We start from the raw sequence: 21735 nt of genomic DNA on the forward strand, positions 1-21735 counted from the left end.
GCCATAAAGTATAGTGTCAATGCGTCCTGCCGGGACCGGAAGGTTCCGGCAGTTTGATTCAAGGACTTCCGACAAGGGAGCCGAACCGCGGGATCGAAGGTGACGCATCTGACGAAGGACATCGAGCGTCCGCTGGGACAGACGAAGCGGACATCCGCGTCGTCCCGAAGTTTCCTGCCATCGACGGGTGCGATCGCGCTGGGCGCAGGCATTGCCGCGGTCATCGCTGCCTCGGCGGCAGTCGCATTGCGCGAACAGCCTTTCCGCAACCCCTCGGTTACGGTGACCTCCGTACCGCAACCGGCCGAAGTCGCTCCACAGCCACCTGTCGACGTAGCCGCAGCCAAACCGGCCACCGAGCCGAAGAAGGGCGGTCCATCGATCATCCGCGTCAACCCCGAGGAGAACCAGACGGGCAGCGGCGTGATCGTCATCCGCGACCCGTCCGCCGTCGGGCAGGATCTCAGGGTGGCGCATATGCCCGACCGCGCATTGATCGAAGAGAGCCAAAACGGACCGCTGCCGATCCGCGCGGCCGACGGACGCCGTCCGTTCGACGTCTACGCAAGGCCATGGTCGGGCGCGCGCGGCGCGCGCGTTGCGATCGTCATCGGCGGCCTTGCCGTATCGCAGACCGGCACGCAGGAGGCGATCGAGAAGCTGCCCGCCGAGGTGACACTCGCCTTCGCCAGCCAGGGCAATTCCATCGGCCGCTGGATGCAGGCGGCGCGCCGCAAGGGTCACGAAATCCTGATCCAGGCACCGCTGGAGCCCTTCGACTATCCGAACATCGATCCCGGTCGCAACACGCTCACTGTCGACGCATCGCCCGAAGAGAACATCGAACGGCTGCAGTGGACACTTGCGCGCACCACCAACTACACCGGCATCATGAACTACATGGGTGCCAGGTTCGTCGGTGACCCCAATGCGATGGCTCCCGTCATGGCCGAGCTCGGCAAGCGCGGCCTGCTCTATCTCGACGATGGGTCGACGGCGCGTACCGTCGCGCCCGACCTTGCCTTGAAGGACAAGGTGCCCTTTGCCGCCGGCGATGCGATCATCGATGGCGAGCGCGAGCGCGGCGCCATCCTCAAGAAGCTCGACCAACTGGAAGCCACCGCAAGAGCGAAAGGCTTCGCGCTCGGCACCGGCTCGGCCTTCGACATGACGGTCGATACCGTCACTTCATGGGTGGCGGAGGCCAAGAAACGCGGCATCGAGATCGTTCCGGTGTCGGCCATCGCAATCGACCCCGAGAAGGGCTAACGTGCCGAAGAAGAAGCCCGTCGATCCGCAATCCCTGCCCTACCGCCCCTGCGTCGGCATCATGGTGCTTAACCGGCAAAACCATGTCTGGGTAGGACACCGCATCGCCGAACCGCAGGGCGAGATGGAAGGCGCCGAGCATCTGTGGCAGATGCCGCAGGGCGGCATCGACAAGGGCGAGGACCCGCTGCCTGCCGCCCGCCGCGAGCTTTACGAAGAAACCGGGATGGAGAGCGTCGAGCTGATCGCGGAGGCTCCCGGCTGGATAAACTACGACCTGCCCGCCCACCTCATCGGGATCGCGCTGAAGGGAAAATATCGCGGCCAGACCCAGAAATGGTTCGCCTTCCGCTTTCTCGGCGATGTCTCGGAAATCAGGATCGACCCGCCTCCCGGCGGCCATACCGCCGAGTTCGATGGATGGGACTGGCGTGGCATGGCCGACCTGCCCGGCCTCGTCGTGCCGTTCAAGAAGAAGGTCTATGACGAGGTCGTCGCGGCATTCCGGCATCTGGCCGCCTAGGGCACGGTTTCTCATACGCCTAAAGCGGACATGGGACCGCGTGACGTCTTGGCGCTACGGGGACGCCCCGCTCACGGGAGCATGACGCACACCCGGCATTTTTTGCAAGGCACCACCTAGTCATTCCCGTGAACCACAAGATTTCGCTGTACAGATTCACATATTCGGCATATTATTGCAACGTCACAGTTTACCTCGGTGATATCTTGCAGAACTAGCATCTACGAGCTATTGATTGTTGCGAACAAGGGGCATTCGCAGACAACAAAGTGGCCGTACCCTCAACACCCTCGGATTCCGCCGCAACCGGCGCCATCCTCACAATCGATCTGCAGGCCATCCGGGATAATTACCGTCGCCTTGGCGCGCGACTTTCCGGCGCTGAATGCGCAGCGGTCGTAAAGGCTGACGGCTATGGGCTGGGGGCGGCCGATATCTGCAATGCCCTCGCGTCCGAAGGCTGCCGGGCGTTTTTCGTCGCCCATCCCGCAGAGGCGCTGGAACTGCGCACTGCGCTCGGACCACAGCCGGACATCTACATCCTGAACGGCGTCTATCCCGGAGCCGAGGAAGCTTGCGCACGGGCCGGGCTGATAGCCGTTGCCAACAGCACGGAGCAGCTCCTGGCGTGGCAGGCTGCTTCGCGGCGTCACGGCCCCCTGCCGGTCGCCATCCAGGTAGACAGCGGCATGTCGCGGCTCGGCATGGCCCCGTCGGAAGTGCGGGCTATCGCGCCCAGCGCCTTTGACGGGCTCGACCTCAGGCTGGTGATGAGCCATCTCGCCTGCGCCGACGAAGCGCAGAACCCGATAAACGGCATGCAGCGCTCCGCCTTTGAGGAGCTGCGTCGTCTTTTGCCGGACGCTCCCGCTTCACTCGCCAACTCTTCCGGCATCTTCCTCGGCACCGATTTCCAGTACGATCTCGTACGGCCGGGTGCGGCGCTCTATGGCGTCAACCCGACGCCCGGACAGGACAATCCGATGCGGCAGGTTGTCGGCCTGCAGGCGAAAGTCATCCAGACACGCGAACTGGCCATTGATATCGGCATCGGCTACGGCCACGCCTACCGGACGACGACGCCGTTGCGGACGGCCACAATCGCGATCGGCTATGCCGACGGCTGGCCGCGCAGGGCGGGCGCCGCTGCCTGGCTGGACGGCATCAGGCTTCCGTTCGCCGGTCGCGTTTCGATGGACTCTATCGTGCTCGACATATCTGCCTTGCCGCCGGGGCGGCCAGTGGCCGGCGAGCTGGTCGAACTCATCGGGCCGCACCAGACGGTCGACGATCTGGCAGCGATCGCGGGCACCATCGGCTATGAGGTATTGACGGGCCTCGGAGGACGGTTCCACCGGATCCTCGAAAATGGCGTCGTCGATCGGGACATGACGGCAAAGGCGTGGGGATCGGCAAGATGAAGGTCGTGGTGCTTGGGGCCGGCGTCATCGGGGTGACCACCGCCTATTATCTGAACGAGGCCGGCCACGACGTGACCGTCATCGACCGGCAGGTCGGCCCGGCCATGGAAACCAGCTTCGGCAATGCCGGCGAGATTTCGCCCGGCTATGCATCGCCCTGGGCCGGTCCCGGAGTGCCGTTGAAGGCGATCAAATGGTTGACCATGAAGCATGGCCCTCTGGTCGTGCGCCCGCGCCTGGAGAAGGCCATGTGGGTATGGCTGTTCCAGATGCTGCGCAACTGCACCTCCGCCCGCTATGCGGTCAACAAGGCGCGCATGGTGCCGATCGCCGAATACAGCCGCGACTGCCTGCGGGCACTGCGCGAGACGACCGGCATCAGCTATGACGAACGCAGCCAGGGTACGCTCCAGCTCTTCCGTTCGCAGGCGCAACTCGACGGCACCAGCAAGGACATCGAGGTGCTCAAGCAGTTTGGTGTGCCCTTCGAAATGCTCGACGCCGCCGGCTGCATCGCGGCGGAACCGGCGCTGGCGCGGGTCAGCGGCAAGATTGCCGGCGGTCTGCGCCTGCCGCAGGACGAGACAGGCGATTGCAAGCTTTTCACGGAGCGGCTGGCCGCGATCTGCAAGGAGCGTGGCGTCACCTTCCGTTTCGGAGAGGAGAGCGCGCGGCTCTATCACAATACGAAGACCGACGCTGAAATCCGCTCCGTCAAGATTGGCGGCAATCGGGAATCGTTCGATGCCTATGTGGTCGCCCTCGGCAGCTACTCGGCGCGCTGGCTGCACAAGCGCCAGATCTGGGCTCCGGTCTATCCGGTGAAAGGCTATTCGATCACGGTTCCGGTCACCAACGCCGATGCCGCGCCGGTCTCGACGGTCATGGACGAGACCTACAAGGTTGCGATAACGCGGCTTGGCGACCGCATAAGGGTCGGTGGTACCGCCGAGATTTCGGGCTTCGACCTGACTCTGCACGAATCGCGGCGTTCCACGCTCGAAAAGTCGGTTCAGGACCTGTTTCCCGATGGTGGCGACGTATCGAAGGCGTCCTTCTGGTGCGGCCTGAGGCCGATGACCCCCGACGGGCCGCCGATCATCGGCAGGACGCGCTACCCCAATCTCTTCCTCAACACCGGCCACGGCACACTCGGCTGGACCATGGCCTGCGGCTCAGGCAAGATTCTGGCCGACATCATGAGCAACCGGACGCCCGATATAGACATCGCCGGGCTCGGCATGGAGCGGTACGCCTAAGGGACCGCAGCCACAATATGCGGAGCGCCTGTCACGTTGGTGTGAAACTTAATTGGAATTGGCGCGTTCTTCCCGGACCAAACGACGGAGGAATCGCCATGGCCAATCCAGTTCGCATGCCCGATCCGCGCGACGAAGCCCGTAACGCCGATCCGCTTAATCCAATTCCGCCTGCCGCCGACCCGGTTACGCCCGGTGCTAGAAACCCGGCAAATGATCCTCGCGTAGTGAACCGGGTTGAAACCCGCAGCGGCGGGAGCAGCGTGATGATCGCCGCGATCATTCTCGTACTCGCTGTGATCGCCTATTTCGTCTTCGCACCGGGCTCGCAGAATGCCCCGCCGGCTCCCGGTGAGCCTGCGGTAACGACAACCGAGCCGGCAACGCCCGCTCCAGCAGCCCCGGCACCTGACGCAACGGCACCGACTGCGCCGGCTGATCCGGTAACCCCCGCGCCGGATGCGACGGCCCCCGCGGCACCGGCTGACCCGACTGCGCCTGCGCCCGAGTCGAGCGCTCCAGCCCCGGCTGAGCCTCCTCCTGCACCGGCCGAGCCCGCTCCGGCTCAGTAAACACCTGAAACCGCGTTGGAAGGGCCCGCTTGTCGGGCCCTTCTTCTTGTGACCTTGCTGGGCATTGACAAGCGAGGCACGGTCCTCCACCTCATGCGCGAAACGTTCATGAGGCCGGCAGGACCGGATAGTTTATGACCGGATACTTCTCCTTGCCCTTCCCGCGCAGGCGCTCGGTCGGTGTCGACGTTGGCGGCGTGATGGTCGGCGGGGACGCGCCCGTCGTCGTTCAGTCGATGACCAACACTGACACGGCCGACATCGACCAGACCGTGGCGCAGGTCGCCGCCCTGCACCGGGCAGGCTCCGAGATCGTGCGCATCACCGTCGACCGCGATGAATCGGCTGCAGCCGTGCCGCGCATCCGCGACAGGCTCGAACGGCTGGGCGTCCATGTCCCGCTGGTCGGCGACTTCCACTATATCGGCCACAAGCTGCTGACCGACCATCCCGACTGCGCCAAGGCGCTGGCGAAATACCGCATCAATCCCGGCAATGTCGGCTTCAGGGAAAAGCGCGATCGGCAGTTTGCCGACATCGTGGAAATGGCCATCCGCCACGACAAGCCGGTTCGAATCGGCGTCAACTGGGGCTCGCTCGATCAGGAACTGCTCACGCGCCTGATGGATGAGAACCAGAGCCAGGGCTCGCCGCTGACCGCCGTGCAGGTCATGTACGAAGCCATCGTGCAGTCGGCACTGCTTTCGGCCGAGATGGCCGAGCAGATCGGCCTGCCGCGAAACCGGATCATCCTGTCGGCAAAGGTCAGCGGCGTGCAGGATCTCGTCGCGGTTTATACCGAACTGGCACGGCGTTCGGATCACGCGCTGCATCTCGGCCTTACCGAGGCCGGCATGGGCTCCAAGGGCATCGTCGCCTCCTCTGCCGCGATGGGCATCCTGCTGCAGCAGGGTATCGGCGACACGATCCGCATCTCGCTGACACCGGAGCCCGGCGGCGACCGGACGCGCGAAGTGCAGGTATCGCAGGAACTGCTGCAGACCATGGGCTTCCGGCAGTTCGTGCCGATCGTCGCAGCCTGCCCTGGCTGCGGGCGGACGACATCGACCGTTTTCCAGGAATTAGCGCAGACCATCCAGGATGACATCCGCCGCAGCATGCCGGTCTGGCGGGAAAAATATCCCGGCGTCGAGGTCCTGAAGGTCGCGGTGATGGGCTGCATCGTCAACGGCCCCGGCGAGTCCAAGCATGCCGACATCGGCATCTCGCTCCCCGGAACCGGCGAGACGCCGAGCGCACCCGTCTTCATCGACGGCAAGAAGGCTGCGACGCTGCGCGGCCCGGCCATCGCGGCGGATTTCCAGAAGATGGTGGCCGACTATATCGAGCAGCGCTTCGGGCGCGGCAGGGCGGCGGCCGAGTAGGATGCCGGTCGTCCACAGGACGACTGTTGCCTTTACCGGGCTGGCGCTCGCCGCCTTGCAACTGGTTACGGCCGCCCCGACGTTGGCCGATCCGCCCGGCCGCTCGCTCCCCGTCACCATCGGCCGGATTTGCACCTTGCTGGAGCGGGAGGCCGACAGGAACGGCATACCGAAGGATTACTTCGCCCGGCTGATCTTCAAGGAGAGCCGCTTCGACCCCCGGGCCGTCAGCCCTGCCGGCGCCGAAGGCATCGCCCAGTTCATGCCCGGAACGGCCGCCATGCGCGGCCTCGACGACAGTTTCGACATCGAAAAGGCTCTTCCCGCCTCGGCGAAATATCTGAGCGAGCTGAAGGGCCGCTTCGGCAATCTCGGGCTTGCCTCCGCTGCCTACAATGCGGGCGAGGGCCGGGTGTCGCGCTGGCTTTCCTCCGGTGGGTTCCTGCCGCTGGAAACCGAGAATTACGTGCTCGATATCATGGGCGAGCCGGCCGATGTCTTTGCCGAGGCCTCCTACGCCGGCACAGTGCAGCCGCTGCATCCGACTGTCGCCTTCGCCAAGGCCTGCCGCAACCTTCCCGTGACGATGAGCGCGGTCGTCGCCATGTCCTCCATTCACACCAAGCCTTGGGGCATCCAGGTTGCCGGCAACACCAGGCGCAACGCGGCCATCCGCCAGTGGCAGAGGGTGAAGGGACGCTTTTCCGCTTTGCTGGCCGGGCACGATCCGGTCGTCAGCCGGGTACGGTCGGCCCGGGTGCCGCGCGGCATCTATGCCGTGCGCATCGGCGCGGAGTCGCGCAAGGAGGCCGACAAGATCTGCGACCGGCTTCGTCAGGCAGGCGGGGCCTGCGTGGTCATGCGCAACCGGTAAACCGGGTCAGGCAGTTCTGGCCATTTCCGCCTCGCCCAGCCATGTGGCGATCTTGCCGCTCAGCCTGTTTGGCGAGATCGGCTTCGGCAGATAGTCATCCATGCCAGCCTCGATGCATTTCTCGCTGTCGCCTTTCAGCGCATGCGCGGTGACGCCGATGATCGGCGTGCGCTCGCCAGTGCCCTCCTCCGCCTTGCGGATGGCGATGGTCGCCTCGAGCCCGTTGAGTTCCGGCATCGAGACATCCATCAGCACGAGCCGCGGTTTGAAGGCGCGATGCATTTCCACGGCAGTTCGTCCGTTGGGGGCGATCCGGTAACTGAGGCCCAGCCCTGAAAGGATTTGCGCGAACACCAGCTGGTTAACGTCGTTGTCCTCGGCAACCAGTATATCCAGCCGCACGGAGTTCGTCGCCGTCGCCTCTGCGCCCGTCCGTTCCACCGCGAGGGGCACGACATCGGCAGGTTCGCGCGTGAATTTCGAGCGCTCAGTCTGGTTCCGGGCCTTCTGGATCGCACCGACCACTGTGCCAAGAAGGGCCGCCGAGCGGGCGGGCTTGGTCAGGTGGGCTGCAATGCCGTAGTCGACCACCAGACGGCTGAAGTCGATCTGGTCCACAGAGGTCAGCAGCACAACCGGGATCGCCGAAGTCCGCGAGTCAGAGGCGATGGCCTTGGCGACGTCAGCGCCACTCATGCCCGGCATCTGGTAATCGAGCACGACGCAGTCGACAGTAGCACCCAGTTGTGCCGCGCGATCGAGGAAGGCGAGCCCGATAGCTCCGGACTCCGCCGCCGCGCAGTCGAAGCCCCAGCTGCGAAGTTGCTCCAGGAGGATTTCGCGGTTGATCGCATTGTCGTCAATGACGAGCACCCGCGCTCCGGTCACGTCGACGGGCACAGGCGCTTGTGCCTCGGGCGCATCGTGTACAGGAAGCGGCGCAGTGAACCAGAACGTCGAGCCGTGGCCGAATTCGCTCTCGAGGCCGATCCTGCCACCCATGAGGTCGACCAGCCGCGCGGCGATTGCGAGCCCCAGACCGGTCCCCTCATGCCTGCGCGTCGAGGAGCTGTCGACCTGTGCGAATTTGTCGAACACCGATGCGAGCTTGTCCGCCGGTATGCCGATGCCGGTGTCCTCGACGCGCACCTTGAGCTGGATGACGCCATCTGTGGTTTCGCCTGACACGTCGACCAGCACATGGCCCTTCTCGGTGAACTTCACCGCATTGCCCACCATATTGGTGATGATCTGTCGGAAGCGCCCGATGTCCCCGACGACGGAAGCGGGTAGACGCGGGTCGATACGCACGATGAGTTCGAGATTCTTTTCCGCGACACGCGCCGACATCAGCGCGGCGACATCCTCGACCGCCTCGGTCAGCCGGAACGGCTCGCGGTCGAGCGTCAGCTGTCCGGCATTGATCTTCGAGAAGTCCAGGATGTCGTTGATGATAGTCATCAGCGCATTGCCGGACTTGGTGATGACGTCGGTAAAGGTCTTCTGGCGCGGCGTCAGGTCGGTTCGCGCGAGGAGCTCCGCCATGCCGAGCACGCCATTCATCGGCGTACGGATCTCATGGCTCATGTTGGCGAGGAATTCGGACTTCGCCCGATCCGCCGCCTCGGCGCGAAACAGGGCCTGCGTTGATTGCGCGAACGCCTGCTGGATCGCCTTTTCCATCGGACGGAACAACCACCAGGCAACGCCTGCCATCACGAGCATAAGCGCCAGCGTTGACCAGCCAAGCAACGCGCGGGCATGGTTCTCGGCCCTTCTCCGTTCCTGCTCGAAGGCGTCGCGTGCCCGCGTCAGCATCGGCTGCGCGAAAAGTTCGCTTTGGTTGCGGATTTCCCGGTAGGTGGAATCCCCTATGGATTGTGCCGTGGCCAACACGCCGAGATTGCGCACCATGTCGCGCGCGGACCAGAACAGATCGCCGTTGATCGAAGCAGACCGCAGGTCGCTTAGGGCCGCCGCCGACAGGCTGCCCTTCAAGGTGTCGACGCGTGCGTCGAGATCGCTGATCGCGACGTCGAGCCTTGCGACATGGCCTTGCGCCGCGACGGCAAGCGCCTCTTGCGTCCCCGGCCGCCAGTTCGCCATCGCCTGTCCTGCAAAGGCTTCGGCGCGGCGCAGATCCTGCATGAGACCGGACAGATCGACTGATACCGCGTCAACTTCGTAACGGAACGAGTTGGCGCGGTTCATCGCGAAGACGATGACGCCAAAGGCGGCGGCAAGGACAAGCAAGCCCGACAGGTAGCGGAGCCGTATGAAACGGATAAAGGATGTCTGGCCGGACAAGCGCATACCCCGAACATGTGCGCCGAAAGAGAATGTCCGGATTAGGCTGTATTTGAATTAATATTTCGCGAATGGAGCGCCAGGTCAGCGCTTGCGATGGGCGATGAAATCTGCCGCCGAGGCAAGCGGCTCCGCTGCGTCGCCGTAAGGCTCCAGCAACCGCCGTGCTTGCGATACGAGGCCCCCAAGCTGGGACCGTGCCCAGTCGATGCCATGAAGACCGACCAGCGTCGCCTTGCCGGCTACGGCGTCCTTGCCGGTGGCCTTTCCCACCGTCGCGGCATCGGCGGTCACGTCGAGCAGATCGTCGGCAAGCTGGAAGGCAAGTCCGATGGCAGAGCCGAATTCCGCCAGTCGCTCGCGATCGGCGGACGACGCGCCAGCGGCGACTGCCCCTGCCTCGCAGGCGAAGCGAATAAGCGCGCCGGTCTTCATCGCCTGCAGCGTGATGATGCCCCTTTCGTCGGGCCGCCGGCGTTCCGCCTCCAGATCAAGCGCCTGTCCACCGGCCATGCCGCCAATGCCTGCCGCCCGCGCCAGCGCCAGCACGAGTGCCGCGCGGCGCTCGGCCGGAAGCGCTGTCGCCTCGTCGGCCACGATGTCGAAGGCGAAGGTAAGCAGGCTGTCGCCCGCAAGGATCGCGGTCGCCTCGTCGAAGGCCCGGTGCACGGTCGGACGGCCGCGACGCAGATCGTCGTCGTCCATCGCTGGCAGGTCGTCGTGGATCAGCGAATAGCAATGCACGCATTCCACGGCGGCCGCAACGCGCAGCGCTGCGCCGCGATCGGCGCCGAACAGTGCGGCGCTTTCGATCGCCAGGAACGGCCGCAGGCGCTTGCCGCCATTCAGCACGCCGTAGCGCATCGCTTCGAGAAGTCTTTCCGGCCGGGCGATCTCGTCGGCCAGCAGGCGTCCGTCGAGCAAACCGTCGAGAAGCTGCTCGACGGCTCGCGCGCGCAGGTCCAGTATCTCTTCGAACGCTTCTGCGGACTTCATCAAGCGACCGTTTACGGCAAAGCCCGACTGGGTCAAGCGCCGCCTGAAAGCGGACGCCTGCTGTTGCGTATCGGCGCGCGCGACATTATTCCAAAGGGACATGCGAGTGGATGCGTGACCGAAGCGGATAGTCAAACCGAAAGGCCGGGCATGGCGTCAGGGCGAACGCGCGCCTCCGCGGGCTTGTTCGGGAGTAGCAGATGGCTACGTCGCGCCCTGTGGGTCGTGGCGATCCTCATCCTGGCGCCCGTAGTGCTGACGATCCTGTACATCCCGTCCTTCGTGCATCCTGTCTCCACATTGATGATCAAGGACCTCGTCACCCTGCAGGGCTATGACCGCCGCTGGGTTCCGCTCGACGAAATCGCGCCGGTGCTGATGAATTCGGTCGTGATGTCGGAGGACGGGCAGTTCTGCTCGCATTACGGCATCGACCTCGCGGAACTCAAGCTGGTGATCGATGACGCCATTTCGGGCGAGAAGCCCCGCGGCGCGTCGACCATCACCATGCAGACGGTGAAAAACCTCTATCTCTGGCACCGGCCGCTGGAGACGGTGCGAAAGGTCGTCGAACTGCCTCTGGCGATCTATGTGGACCTCGTGATGCCAAAACGCCGGATCATGGAAATATACCTCAACATCGCGGAGTGGGGGCCGAACATTTACGGCATCGAGGCGGCGGCGCAGCATTATTTCGGCAAGTCGGCCAAGAATCTGACGCCCAGGCAGGCGGCGCTTCTGACCGTCGCCCTGCCAAATCCCATCACGCGCAATCCCGCCAAGCCGGGTCCGGGCCTGAGGCGGCTTGCCAACCTCATCGAGCGCAGGGCGTCTCGCGCGGGCGGCTATGTCGATTGCCTGCAGTAGCGGTCATGCAAAAAGAATCGTGTCGGCACTGGTCAAAACACGCTTCTGCGTGTAAGGACACGCCACTTTCTGAAGCTATAGGCCTGTAGAGTGGCCCTTTCGCGAGGGTTGCCGGGTCTTTTACGGATTACTGGAGCACTTCCATGGCTGTGCCAAAAAGAAAAACCTCGCCGTCCAAGCGTGGCATGCGCCGCTCGGCAGACGCGTTGAAGGCCCCGACCTACATCGAGGACAAGAACTCGGGCGAAATGCGCCGTCCTCACCACATCGATCTCAAGACCGGCATGTATCGCGGCCGTCAGGTGCTGACGCCCAAGGAAAGCTAAGCTTTCCTCTCGGTACGTCTGAAACAAAAAACCCGGCCTCGTGCCGGGTTTTTTGTTTTACCGTGTGCCGTATCGCCAAATAAAAAAGCGCCGCAGTTTAGCGGCGCTTTTTGTTATTTGTCAGTTGTCCGGATGATCAGCCCTGCGGCTGCGGCTCCATGCCGCTTTCGGGCTCGCCACCGCTCTTCTTCTTGCGGCCACCATGGCCTGCCTTAGGCACGGCGGAACCGCGGCTGGTCGGCGTATCGTCGCCAAGGTCGCGTGCTGGCTTTTCGCCGGCGATCAGCGACTTGATCTCGTCGCCGGTCAGGGTCTCGTACTCCAGCAGTCCCTCGGCGATCGCAAGCCACTCGTCGCGATGGTCCTTGAGGATGCGATGCGCCTCCTTGTAGGCCTCATCGATGAGCTTGCGCACTTCGGTGTCGATCAGACGCGCGGTCTCTTCCGAGACGTTCTGCGTGCGTGCGACCGAATGGCCCAGGAACACCTCTTCCTGGTTGTCGCCGTAGGAGACATGCCCAAGCTTCTCGGAGAAGCCCCAGCGGGTGACCATGGCCCGGGCGAGCTTGGTTGCCTGATCTATGTCCGAGGAAGCGCCGGAGGTGATGTTCTCCTTGCCGAACTTGATCTCCTCGGCGACGCGGCCGCCCATCATGATGACCAGACGCGACGTCATGTATTTGTAGCTCATCGAGTAGCGGTCGCCCTCGGGGAGCTGCATGACCATGCCGAGCGCGCGGCCGCGCGGGATGATGGTCGCCTTGTGCAGCGGATCGGCCGCCGGGACATGCAGAGCCGTGATGGCGTGGCCTGCCTCGTGATAGGCGGTCAGTTCCTTCTCGGCCTGCGTCATGGCGTTGGAGCGACGCTCCGCGCCCATCATGATCTTGTCCTTGGCGTCCTCGAACTCCTGCATGGTAACCAGGCGCTTGTTGCGCCGCGCCGCCATCAGCGCCGCCTCGTTGACGAGGTTCATCAGGTCCGCTCCGGAGAAACCGGGCGTGCCGCGAGCCAGCACCTTGAGGTCGACGTTCGGGGCCAGTGGAACGTTGCGGACATGCACCTTCAGGATCTTCTCGCGCCCGATGACGTCGGGGTTGGGCACCACGACCTGGCGGTCGAAGCGGCCTGGACGCAGCAGCGCGGGGTCAAGCACGTCGGGACGGTTGGTCGCGGCGATCAGGATCACGCCCTCATTGGCCTCGAAGCCATCCATCTCGACAAGAAGCTGGTTCAGCGTCTGTTCGCGCTCGTCATTGCCGCCACCCAGGCCGGCGCCGCGATGGCGGCCGACCGCGTCGATTTCGTCGATGAAGATGATGCAGGGCGCGTTCTTCTTCGCCTGCTCGAACATGTCGCGGACACGGCTTGCGCCAACGCCGACGAACATTTCGACGAAGTCCGAACCCGAAATCGTGAAGAATGGCACGTTGGCTTCGCCGGCGACGGCGCGGGCAGTCAGCGTCTTGCCAGTGCCGGGAGGGCCGACGAGCAGCACCCCGCGCGGAATCTTGCCGCCGAGCCGCTGGAACTTCTGCGGGTCGCGCAGGAACTCGACGATTTCCTCAAGATCCTGCTTGGCCTCGTCCACGCCTGCCACGTCGGCGAAGGTCACGCGGCCATGCGCTTCGGTCAGCAACTTGGCCTTGGACTTGCCGAAGCCCATGGCGCGGCCCGACCCCGACTGCATCTGGCGCATGAAGAATATCCAGACGCCGAGGATCAGAATCATCGGCAGCCAGCCCAGCAGGACGGACACGATACCGCCCGAGCCATCTGTCTCCGGACGCGCATTGATGGTGACGTTCTTCTGCTCGAGGCGATTGACCAGCGACGGGTCGCCTGGCGAATAGGTCTGGAAGCCCGTGGAATTGTCGCTGTAGGTGCCGCTGATACGATCGCCCGAGATGGTCACCGACTTCACGCGTCCCGCGTCGAGGTCGGTCAGGAATTCGGAATAGGCGATGTCGCGCGAGGAACCGCGCTGCTGCGGAGCCTGGAAGAGGTTGAACAGCGCGATCAGAAGAACGGCAATGATCGCCCACAGGGCCAGGTTGCGGTAGTTCGGATTCATCAGGTGTCCCGTCAGCGCCCGGTAGCCGGCGCCCGTCAGAGTGATGTTCAAGTGGCCCTAACATAGGGACCATGCCTTGCGTTGCCAAGCGTTACAGCCCGTCGCGGTTAAGCTTTACTCTCAATGTGTCCGCGCAAAGGCGAGCCGGGAATTTCCGTTGCGCCGAGCAGGTCTGCCACCGCGCGGGCTGGCGGGAGGTCAAAGGACGGCAGGTAGCGCGCCCACGGCGCAACGACCGGAACGGCAAGGATGCCATCGTCGGGCGCAGGCAATGTGGCTGCGGCATGACGCAGCAGGCTTTCGGGAACAGCGTCTGGTGCAAGTCGCGCCGCATCCGGCCTGCTCGCTGCATCGTGTGCTGCCGAAACGATGCGGTATCGCCCGTCCCAGGTCGTGCCTCCCGCTGAACCATCCCGGCTGGGCAGGTCACGCAGTTCCCGCATCAGGAAGATGCCTGCCTTGCGGGCATCGGCCAGCACGCCGGCGAGCGTGTCCTTGAAGCCGCCCGCCGACAGGCGGTCGTGGAGCGCCGCCGTGCGCGTCTCGTCGGGCAATTGCGCGGCACCGCCAGCGACCGCCAGCAGGATGCGCAGTGCATAAATCGCGACGTGACGTTCGCCACCTTGAAAGAAGTCCGGCGAAAGCCGCAGCAGTCCGGGAGCCGCTTGCTGGACATGTGCACGGATGAGCATCGCCGCTTCACGACCCGCCTGTCCCCGCTTTCGGGCCGCAGTGGTCGCCAGCTGCAAGGCATCCTCGATGGCCGCTTGCCCGCCCGGCCCGGACAGCATCTTGCGCTGGCGCGGCCGCTCGTAACGATCATCCAGATTCGTGGGATCTTCGATCCAGCCGATATTCCGCTCTGAAAGATAGCGGCGCAGCTCAAGGCGCCTCTCGCCAAGCAAAGGCCGCACGAACCATGTCCTGCCATCGTACAGTGTAGCCGGCGCGATCCCGGCGAGGCCGCGTCGTTCTGTAGCGTCGCCGCCGCGCGCCTGCCGCATCAGCACCGTTTCTGCCTGGTCGTCCGCCGTATGGCCCGTCAGCACGAGATCGGTTCCCTCGGCGTCCGCTGCCTTCGCCAGCAACTCATGCCGTGCTTCGCGCGCTGCCGCGGGAATGCCGGTCGCCGGCTTTGCGCCCGACCAGGTCAGAATGCGGTGAGCAACACCCAGCCGTGCACACAGCGCGCCAACCTCGGCGGCCTCCCTGTCGGAACCTTCCCGCAACGCATGGTCGACCGTGACGGCGACGGGCCGGGTCGCAGACGCGGCGCGATCAATATGGGATTTCAGCAAAAGGAGCAGCGCCGTCGAATCGCTTCCGCCGGAAACGGCGACGATCACGGACTTTCGGGCAGCAAGATCGAGACGCGAGAGGAGTCCGGAAAATTCAATGCCTTGCGGCGCTGTCAGCACGAGGCGAGGGCCTGTTCCTGCTTAACCCGTTCCTTCAGGACGCCCGAAGCGTCGGGATATTTCTTGCCGATTTCGGCAAAGGTCGCGCAGGCGACGTCGCGCTGGTCGAGGCCAACGAGCGACACGCCGAGCTTCAGCAGCATGTCCGGAGCCTTCTTGGATGACGGAAACTGCTTGTTGGCGGCGAGGAAAACCTCTGCGGCGTCACGATACTTCTTCTGGCCGAGCAGCGCTTCGCCAAGCCAGAAATTCGCATCGGCCGACTTCTGGTCCTGCGGGAAACGCGAGATGTGGTCGCGGAAACCCTGTTCGGCGGTGCCGTAATCTCCCGAAAGAATGAATTCGTAGGAATTGCGGTAGAGTTCGTCCGCGCTGTCGGTCGTGGGCAGCGCCGCGACCTGTGTTTCTGTTGTGGCCGCCGTCGCACCCGTCGGAGCGGGCAGCGCGGTTGCGCCGCTTATTTCGCCCGTGGCCTGCACTGACTGCGTCTGGTCGGTATCGCTGCCGCCCGTCACATTGCCCTTGTCGTCAAATGTAATGGTGCCGAATGTCTTCGGCGGCGCGCCAAGCCCATCGGCGCTATTGGCGGCACCGGTTTCCGAATTCGACCACGCTGGGTCACCAGTGCCGTTATCGACGAGGACCTCGGGCTCCATCGGGACGCTGGCCGAACCATTCTCCTCATCGGCAAGCTGGCCAGCTGGCGCCGGTACGGCAGCTTGGTCGGTCGGAGCCGGAGCAATCTCCTGACCGGCGGCCGGGGCCGAGGCGACATTGCTGTCGCTCGGCGCACCGGCATCCGTCTTCTTCTGCTCAAGCTCCTGGAAGCGGAACTCATTGTCTTCCTGCATCTTCCGGATTTGCTCCTGCATCTGCAGGATCTGGAAGTTCAGCTCCTCGATCGTGCCGGAGAGCGAGCGCAATTGCTCCTCCATGGCAGTGATCCGCGGATCGCCCGCCTGCGCGACGGTGATGGAGGCCGACGGCTGTTCCTTGCTGCCAAAAAACTTCGGCAGTCCGATCTTCGGAAGGGAAAGGCCGCCTGCGTTCTCCGCAGTCTTGAAGGCATCGAAAAGGCCGGCGCGCTCGTCGGCCTGTGCGACCGCGCCGGATACCAGAAGGATTGCGAGCGTACCGCTCAGGATCGTTCGAAAATACATGGACATCTCGCCATTGGTAGGAATGTTCATGCGCAATGCGCGTCTCGGCTTTTAGAGCAATGCGAGACTTCGGCCAAATTTTGTTTTGGCCCTTGCATCATAAGAAAAAGGCGGCCCGAAGGCCGCCTTTGCAATCCAGTGTAACTTGTCGGCGTCAGCTTCCGGCGCCGCTGAGCGTCGTGACGGCGCGGCGGTTCTGCGACCAGCAGGAGATGTCGTCGCAGACGGCGACCGGGCGTTCCTTGCCGTAGGAGATAGTCTTCATGCGGCTGGCGGCGACGCCGCGGGCAGCGAGGAAGTCGCGCGCAGCGGCTGCACGGCGTGCACCAAGTGCGATGTTGTACTCGCGGGTGCCGCGCTCGTCGGCATGACCTTCGATGACGATGGCGTACTGGCGATACTGGTTGAGCCACTGCGCCTGGCGGGTCAGGATGCCCTGTGCGTCGGCACGGATGACCGAGCTGTCGGTGTCGAAGAAGATGCGGTCGCCGACATTGACCGTGAAGTCGCGGGCCGAGCCCGGGGTAGCCGGACCACCGTTGAGGCCGAGGTCAGCGGCATTGTTTGGCGTCTTCTTGTTGGCGCAACCGGCGATCGCCAGCGTCAGGAACAACGCCACGACGAGCGGGTTACGGGTAAGTGCTGCGATGCCGCGCATGCCGGCCTCTCCTTCGCATTCGAGTTAATTCGTTGAACAACCAGTAACCACATCGCGGTTAACCGGGGTTCAAGGAACATGGTTAATTGTTGGTGACCGTCGCCCGTCCGCGACCCAGCCGTCCCATATGTTCCAAGTCTCCGCGCTCGCTTGGCGGAAATGCGGCACAAAGGCGACACGCGCGTGGCGATGTCGCCTTTGGTTAAAGTTTTATCTATTCGCAGGCCGGTTCGGCTATTCGAGAAGCGGCGACCAAGCGGGGTCGGAACCGAAATTCTGCGTCGGAATCGGCTGCTCGTTGCGTCCTGTCAGGTCGATCGAATAGAGACGCGGGCCGCCCGAGCCTGCGGCTTCCTTGAAGAACATGATGTAGCGTCCATTCGGCGCCCAGGTCGGCCCTTCCTGCTGGAAGCCGGTCGACAGGATGCGTTCGCCCGAACCGTCGGTGCGCATGACGCCGATCTGGAACTCGCCGCCCGACTGCTTGGTGAAGGCGATGAGATCGCCGCGCGGCGACCAAACCGGCGTCGAATAGCTGCCGCCGCCGAACGAGATTCGCGTCTGGCCCGAGCCGTCCGCGCCCATCGCGTAGATCTGCGGCTGGCCGCCACGGTCCGAGGTGAAGACGACCTTGCTGCCATCAGGCGAATAGGAGGGTGAGGTGTCGATCGCATTGGAGTTGGTCAGCCGCGTCGTCGTGCGGCTCCTCAGGTCCATGGCAAAGATGTTGGAGTTTCCGTCGTCGCGCAGCAGGCTCATGATGACCTTCTGGCCGTCCGGCGAGAAGCGCGGCGCAAACGTCATGCCGGGGAAGTTGCCGACAAGCTCGCGCTGCCCGGTCTCGATCTGCAGCAGATAGACGCGAGGTTCGCCGCCCTCATAGGACATATAAGTGATTTCCTGGCGCGTCGGCGAGAAACGCGGCGTCAGCGCGATCGAGCTACCGTCTGACAGATAGCGGACATTGGCGCCGTCCTGGTCCATGATCGCCAGCCGCTTCTTGCGCTGGTTCTTCGGCCCGGACTCGTCGATATAGACCACGCGCGTGTCGAAATAGCCCTTTTCGCCGGTCAGGCGCTCGTAGATCGCATCGGCGATGATGTGGGCGACGCGGCGCGAATTGGCCTTGTTGGCGAAGAACTGCTCGCCGATGAGTTGCTGACCGGCGAACGTATCCCACAGCCGGAACTCGGCGCGCAGGCGGCCGTCGCTCTCCTGCGTGACGCGACCGGTGACGAGCGCTTGCGCGTTGATGACCTTCCAGTCATCGAAGCGGGGCGCCGCATCCGGGTTGGAAATCTTTTCGATGAAGGCGCCCTTGTCGACCGGCGCGAACAGGCCCGAACGCTTGAGGTCGGCCGCGATGATGCCGGCGATCTCGGCCCCGAGGTCGTTGCTGGACAGGAAGTCCGTCACTGCGATCGGCAGCGGTTCGATGTTGCCCTTGTTCACGTCGATCTCGACGAGTGCGCGCGCCGGCAGGACCGACATGGCGCCGAGGCCTGCGGACAGCGCCACGGCGGTCATCATCGCTCTGAAGAATCTTTTCATGCAGTCGAACCTCTTTGCTAATGACTGGCAGACGCCGCGTCAGAACATCTCGCTGGGGTCGAAATTGACGATCACGTCAGCCCAGGCTTCGTATTTTTCGGAGGGAAGATTGTAGGGCGCGCAACGCGATACGGCGCGACGCGCGGCTTCCGCCGCCGCACGCTCGACGCCGGCGCTGCCGCCGCCGCTGATGATCTCCGGGCTGCCTTCCAGCGCGCCGGAGCGATCGAGCCTGAACTTCACCGACACGCGCAGGTTCTGGGCGTCGGCCGCACCGGCCGGAATGTTCCAGCACCGCTGCACTTGGCCGCGCAACGCGTCCATCTCGCTCTGCGACAGCTTCTGGCCGCCTGTCGAGCGGTCGCCGCCGAGCGAGGCGGTCTGGTCCGAACGCTTGGCGCCGCCGCCCGATGCCTTCTCCTTGTTGAGGAGCGCGGCGACCTCGTCGGCGTCGAATTCCTTTTCCTCGGTCTTCGGCTTGGCGGCCGCTTCCTTCGCCGGCTTCTGCGTGTCTTTCTTCTCGGGGGCTTTCGCCGTCTGCGCCTGCGGCGGCTTCGGCTTGGCCTCGGGCGTCGGAGCCTCGGTCGGCAACTTCACCGCATCGGCGTTGGTCTCGGCAGCCGCGATGGTCTCCTGCACCGGGTCGGGCTTCACGTCTTGCTTGGGCTGGGGCTCTGGCGTGGCCTCGGTTGCCGGCACGGCGGCCTTCTTCGGCTCGGGCTCGACGACAGGATCCGGCTTGGGCTGGTCTACCGGTTTTGGATCTGGCTTTGGTGCGGATTCGGGCATCGCCGCCGCCTCGACCTCCTTCGGCGTCACGGTCGGTGTTGCCTTCTTGTCGGTGTCGACCTTGTTCTCGCCAACCTTCTCAGCGTCGGGGATCGTTTCGGTCTTTTCCGTCGGCTTGGGCGAAGCCTTGTCCGCCATCGGGGCCTTCTTGTCGCCCTGCTGGATCTGCGTCAGTTGCTCGATGGGAATGATGTCGACCGGAAGCGACTCGACATCCAGCACCTCGAACGGCTTCGGCGCCGAAAGCGAGATCAGCCCGAAGCCGAGCACGGCCGCATGCAGAATGGCGGATGTCGTGAGGCCAGCTTTCATGCGCGGACCACGATCCTTCCGGTCGGTCTTGGCGAGAGCCTGCGCCTCATTCTCAGCTGTTGTCCTGTTCCTGCAGCGTCACCAGGCCGATGCGCGTGTAGCCGGCCGCCTGGATGCGGGCCATCACCTGCATCACGATGCCGTAATTGGTGGTCTTGTCGCCGCGCACATAGATGCGCTCCTCGTAGCCGGTGGTCGCGATCGCTGCGAGCTTGGGCACCACCTCGTCCAGCGCGATCTCCGTCTCCTGCAGGTAGATCTGCCCGTTCTCGTTGACGGAGATGGTGATCGGCTGCGTCTCTGGGTTCATTGCATTGGCCTGCGTTTCCGGCAGGTCGATTGGCACGCCGACCGTCAACAGCGGCGCTGCGACCATGAAGATGATCAGCAGCACCAGCATCACGTCGACAAAGGGCGTGACGTTGATTTCCGAGATGACGCCATGATGCCGGCCCCGTCTCCGGTGCCCGCGCCCGCCACGTCCGCCCGCATTGCCTACGGCCATTCCCATCGGTCAGCCCTCACGCCTTCTGCGAGACTTTTTCATCGATTTGCCGCGAGAGTATGGCGGAGAACTCGTCCGCGAACCCCTCCATGCGCACGCCGATCTTGCCAGCGTCCGACGACAGCTTGTTGTAGGCGATGACGGCGGGGATGGCGGCGAGCAGGCCGATCGCGGTCGCCAGCAGCGCTTCGGCGATGCCGGGCGCCACGACCGCGAGGTTTGTCGACTTCGAACCCGCGATGGCCTGGAAGGACGTCATGATGCCGACCACCGTGCCGAACAGTCCGATAAAGGGCGCCGCAGAGCCGATGGTGGCGAGGAAGCCGAGCCGCCCTTCGAGCCGCTCCATCTCCCGCGTCAGCGCGAGGTCCATCGCCTTGTCGATGCGCGTCTGCAGCCCGAGCGGCGATTTTGCGCCTTTCTCGAAGCTCTTTTTCCACTCCCGCATGGCCGCGACGAAGATCGCACCCATGCCTGTCGTCTTGCGGTCAGCCAGCGTGCGGTACAGCTCCTCGAGCGACTGCCCCGACCAGAAGACCTGCTCGAAGCGGTTCAGCGAGCTGCGCATGCGCGAATAGGCGATGACCTTGTCGATGACGATCGCCCAGGTCCAGACCGAAGCCGCGAGCAGGCCGATCATCACGAGCTTGACGACCCATCCGGCCTGCGCGAACAGGTGCCAGACGGACAGTTGAGCGCCGGCATCGGCGATAGGAAGAGTTTCCATAAAAGAGGTCCTTAAAGAGTCCGGGCGTGGCTCGCGGCTGGCCCTAGGCGCAAATATCCCGTCATCCGTCCGCGCTCATGCTTGCGGAAATGCCCAGAAATGCGCCGTTCGACGGCCTTTTCGGGACAAATGTTGGTGAAAGGAAGGCGCGCGGATTCCATCCAATTCTAACCAATTCCTTCATGAAGGGGTATGGTTAAGGAACCGTTAGGACAACAAGCCTGACCTGCGTCAGGTAGCCTCAGGCAGCAGGGTCCGGCAGCTGGCTCAGGCGGTCATTTCAGGCTCTGGAGGAATGAAGGCCGCGATCCATTCGGCCGGAAACCGCTTCGGCCGCCCGTTGCCATCGATGATCGCCGCCTCGACCTTAGCCCGGATCAGGATTTCGTCGCCCCGACGGATCTCCTGCGCCATGAAGATGCGCGCGCCGGATATGCGCTCCGTGCGCGTCTCGATGACGAGCACGTCGTCCATGCGTGCCGGCCGGACGAAGTCGATCTCCATACGCCGCACGACCCACACGATCTTCTCGCCGCGCATGCCTTCCATGAGTTCGGTGTGGCGCACACCGACAAGCCGCAAGTAGTCCGACCGCCCGCGTTCCAGGAATTCGAGGTAACGGGCATGGTAGACGAGGCCGGAAAAGTCGGTGTCGGCGTAGTAGACGCGCGCGAGCAGGCGATGGCCGGACGGCGTGAGTTCGCCGGAAAGCCCGACGGCGAGGGCCTGTTCCTCGTTCAAG

At 64.1% G+C, this 21735-nt stretch carries 19 protein-coding genes; 8 read left to right on the top strand and 11 right to left on the bottom strand.

The genetic code is table 11. The features are described from left to right. The first annotated feature begins 99 nt into the window (after positions 1-99). From ABMA32_RS00210 to ABMA32_RS00235, 6 genes are all read left to right on the top strand, one after another. The gene (locus ABMA32_RS00210; protein ID WP_349011731.1) at positions 100-1269 is read left to right on the top strand and encodes a divergent polysaccharide deacetylase family protein; all 1170 of its coding nucleotides are present in this window, start codon (positions 100-102) and stop codon (positions 1267-1269) included. A gap of 1 nt (position 1270) precedes the next feature. Further along, positions 1271-1792, top strand: a complete 522-nt coding sequence (locus ABMA32_RS00215) for an RNA pyrophosphohydrolase (protein WP_349011732.1) — start codon at positions 1271-1273, stop codon at positions 1790-1792. A 269-nt stretch (positions 1793-2061) separates the two neighbouring features. Continuing rightward, complete coding sequence (gene alr, locus ABMA32_RS00220) at positions 2062-3213, top strand: alanine racemase (RefSeq protein ID WP_349011733.1); 1152 nt, start codon at positions 2062-2064, stop codon at positions 3211-3213. After that, complete coding sequence (locus tag ABMA32_RS00225; protein ID WP_349011734.1) at positions 3210-4472, top strand: D-amino acid dehydrogenase; 1263 nt, start codon at positions 3210-3212, stop codon at positions 4470-4472. The genes alr and ABMA32_RS00225 overlap by 4 nt, the downstream gene beginning before the upstream one ends. Before the next feature lie 706 nt (positions 4473-5178). After that, a complete protein-coding gene (gene ispG, locus ABMA32_RS00230) occupies positions 5179-6429 on the top strand; it encodes a flavodoxin-dependent (E)-4-hydroxy-3-methylbut-2-enyl-diphosphate synthase (protein ID WP_349011735.1) in 1251 nt (416 codons plus the stop codon). A gap of 1 nt (position 6430) precedes the next feature. Further along, positions 6431-7303, top strand: coding sequence for a transglycosylase SLT domain-containing protein (locus ABMA32_RS00235; protein ID WP_349011736.1), 873 nt, complete (start codon positions 6431-6433; stop codon positions 7301-7303). Between the two features lie 6 nt (positions 7304-7309). On the opposite strand, the gene ABMA32_RS00240 is transcribed toward ABMA32_RS00235, so the two are convergent. Together ABMA32_RS00240 and ABMA32_RS00245 are read right to left on the bottom strand one after the other, a co-directional pair. Continuing rightward, positions 7310-9616, bottom strand: coding sequence for a response regulator (locus tag ABMA32_RS00240; RefSeq protein WP_425475452.1), 2307 nt, complete (start codon positions 9614-9616; stop codon positions 7310-7312). A gap of 78 nt (positions 9617-9694) precedes the next feature. Further along, on the bottom strand, positions 9695-10606 hold the full coding sequence (locus ABMA32_RS00245) for a polyprenyl synthetase family protein (protein ID WP_349013278.1): 912 nt from the start codon (positions 10604-10606) through the stop codon (positions 9695-9697). Between the two features lie 150 nt (positions 10607-10756). Here ABMA32_RS00245 and ABMA32_RS00250 point away from each other — a divergent pair, with 150 nt between their 5' ends. Further along, positions 10757-11473, top strand: a complete 717-nt coding sequence (locus ABMA32_RS00250) for a biosynthetic peptidoglycan transglycosylase (RefSeq protein WP_349011738.1) — start codon at positions 10757-10759, stop codon at positions 11471-11473. A gap of 143 nt (positions 11474-11616) precedes the next feature. Then, entirely contained in the window at positions 11617-11799 is a 183-nt protein-coding gene (gene rpmF / locus ABMA32_RS00255; protein ID WP_121580515.1) for a 50S ribosomal protein L32, read from the top strand. A gap of 136 nt (positions 11800-11935) precedes the next feature. On the opposite strand, the gene ftsH is transcribed toward rpmF, so the two are convergent. The 9 genes from ftsH to ybgC all read right to left on the bottom strand — a co-directional run bounded on the left by ftsH (position 11936) and on the right by ybgC (position 21734). Further along, positions 11936-13873 (bottom strand): ATP-dependent zinc metalloprotease FtsH, encoded by a 1938-nt coding sequence (gene ftsH / locus ABMA32_RS00260; protein WP_349013279.1) that lies wholly within the window; start codon positions 13871-13873, stop codon positions 11936-11938. 107 nt (positions 13874-13980) lie between these two features. Continuing rightward, a complete protein-coding gene (gene tilS, locus ABMA32_RS00265; RefSeq protein WP_349011739.1) occupies positions 13981-15219 on the bottom strand; it encodes a tRNA lysidine(34) synthetase TilS in 1239 nt (412 codons plus the stop codon). A 65-nt stretch (positions 15220-15284) separates the two neighbouring features. Continuing rightward, a complete protein-coding gene (gene ybgF, locus ABMA32_RS00270) occupies positions 15285-16451 on the bottom strand; it encodes a tol-pal system protein YbgF (protein ID WP_349013280.1) in 1167 nt (388 codons plus the stop codon). Between the two features lie 154 nt (positions 16452-16605). Then, the gene (gene pal / locus ABMA32_RS00275) at positions 16606-17109 is read right to left on the bottom strand and encodes a peptidoglycan-associated lipoprotein Pal (protein WP_349011740.1); all 504 of its coding nucleotides are present in this window, start codon (positions 17107-17109) and stop codon (positions 16606-16608) included. 234 nt (positions 17110-17343) lie between these two features. Beyond that, the gene (tolB, locus tag ABMA32_RS00280) at positions 17344-18639 is read right to left on the bottom strand and encodes a Tol-Pal system beta propeller repeat protein TolB (protein WP_349013281.1); all 1296 of its coding nucleotides are present in this window, start codon (positions 18637-18639) and stop codon (positions 17344-17346) included. A gap of 60 nt (positions 18640-18699) precedes the next feature. After that, positions 18700-19761, bottom strand: a complete 1062-nt coding sequence (locus ABMA32_RS00285; RefSeq protein WP_349011741.1) for a hypothetical protein — start codon at positions 19759-19761, stop codon at positions 18700-18702. A 52-nt stretch (positions 19762-19813) separates the two neighbouring features. Beyond that, positions 19814-20272 (bottom strand): protein TolR, encoded by a 459-nt coding sequence (tolR, locus tag ABMA32_RS00290; RefSeq protein ID WP_349011742.1) that lies wholly within the window; start codon positions 20270-20272, stop codon positions 19814-19816. Positions 20273-20282: 10 nt separating this feature from the next. Continuing rightward, positions 20283-20993 carry a protein TolQ gene (gene tolQ, locus ABMA32_RS00295; protein ID WP_349011743.1) on the bottom strand — a complete coding sequence of 237 codons (711 nt, stop codon included), beginning with the start codon at positions 20991-20993 and terminating at the stop codon, positions 20283-20285. Positions 20994-21260: 267 nt separating this feature from the next. Beyond that, complete coding sequence (ybgC, locus tag ABMA32_RS00300) at positions 21261-21734, bottom strand: tol-pal system-associated acyl-CoA thioesterase (RefSeq protein ID WP_349011744.1); 474 nt, start codon at positions 21732-21734, stop codon at positions 21261-21263. Position 21735 lies beyond the last annotated feature (1 nt).

Origin of the sequence: Mesorhizobium quangtriensis, assembly GCF_040081925.1 — a bacterium.
Taxonomy (GTDB): Bacteria; Pseudomonadota; Alphaproteobacteria; order Rhizobiales; family Rhizobiaceae; genus Mesorhizobium_K; species Mesorhizobium_K quangtriensis.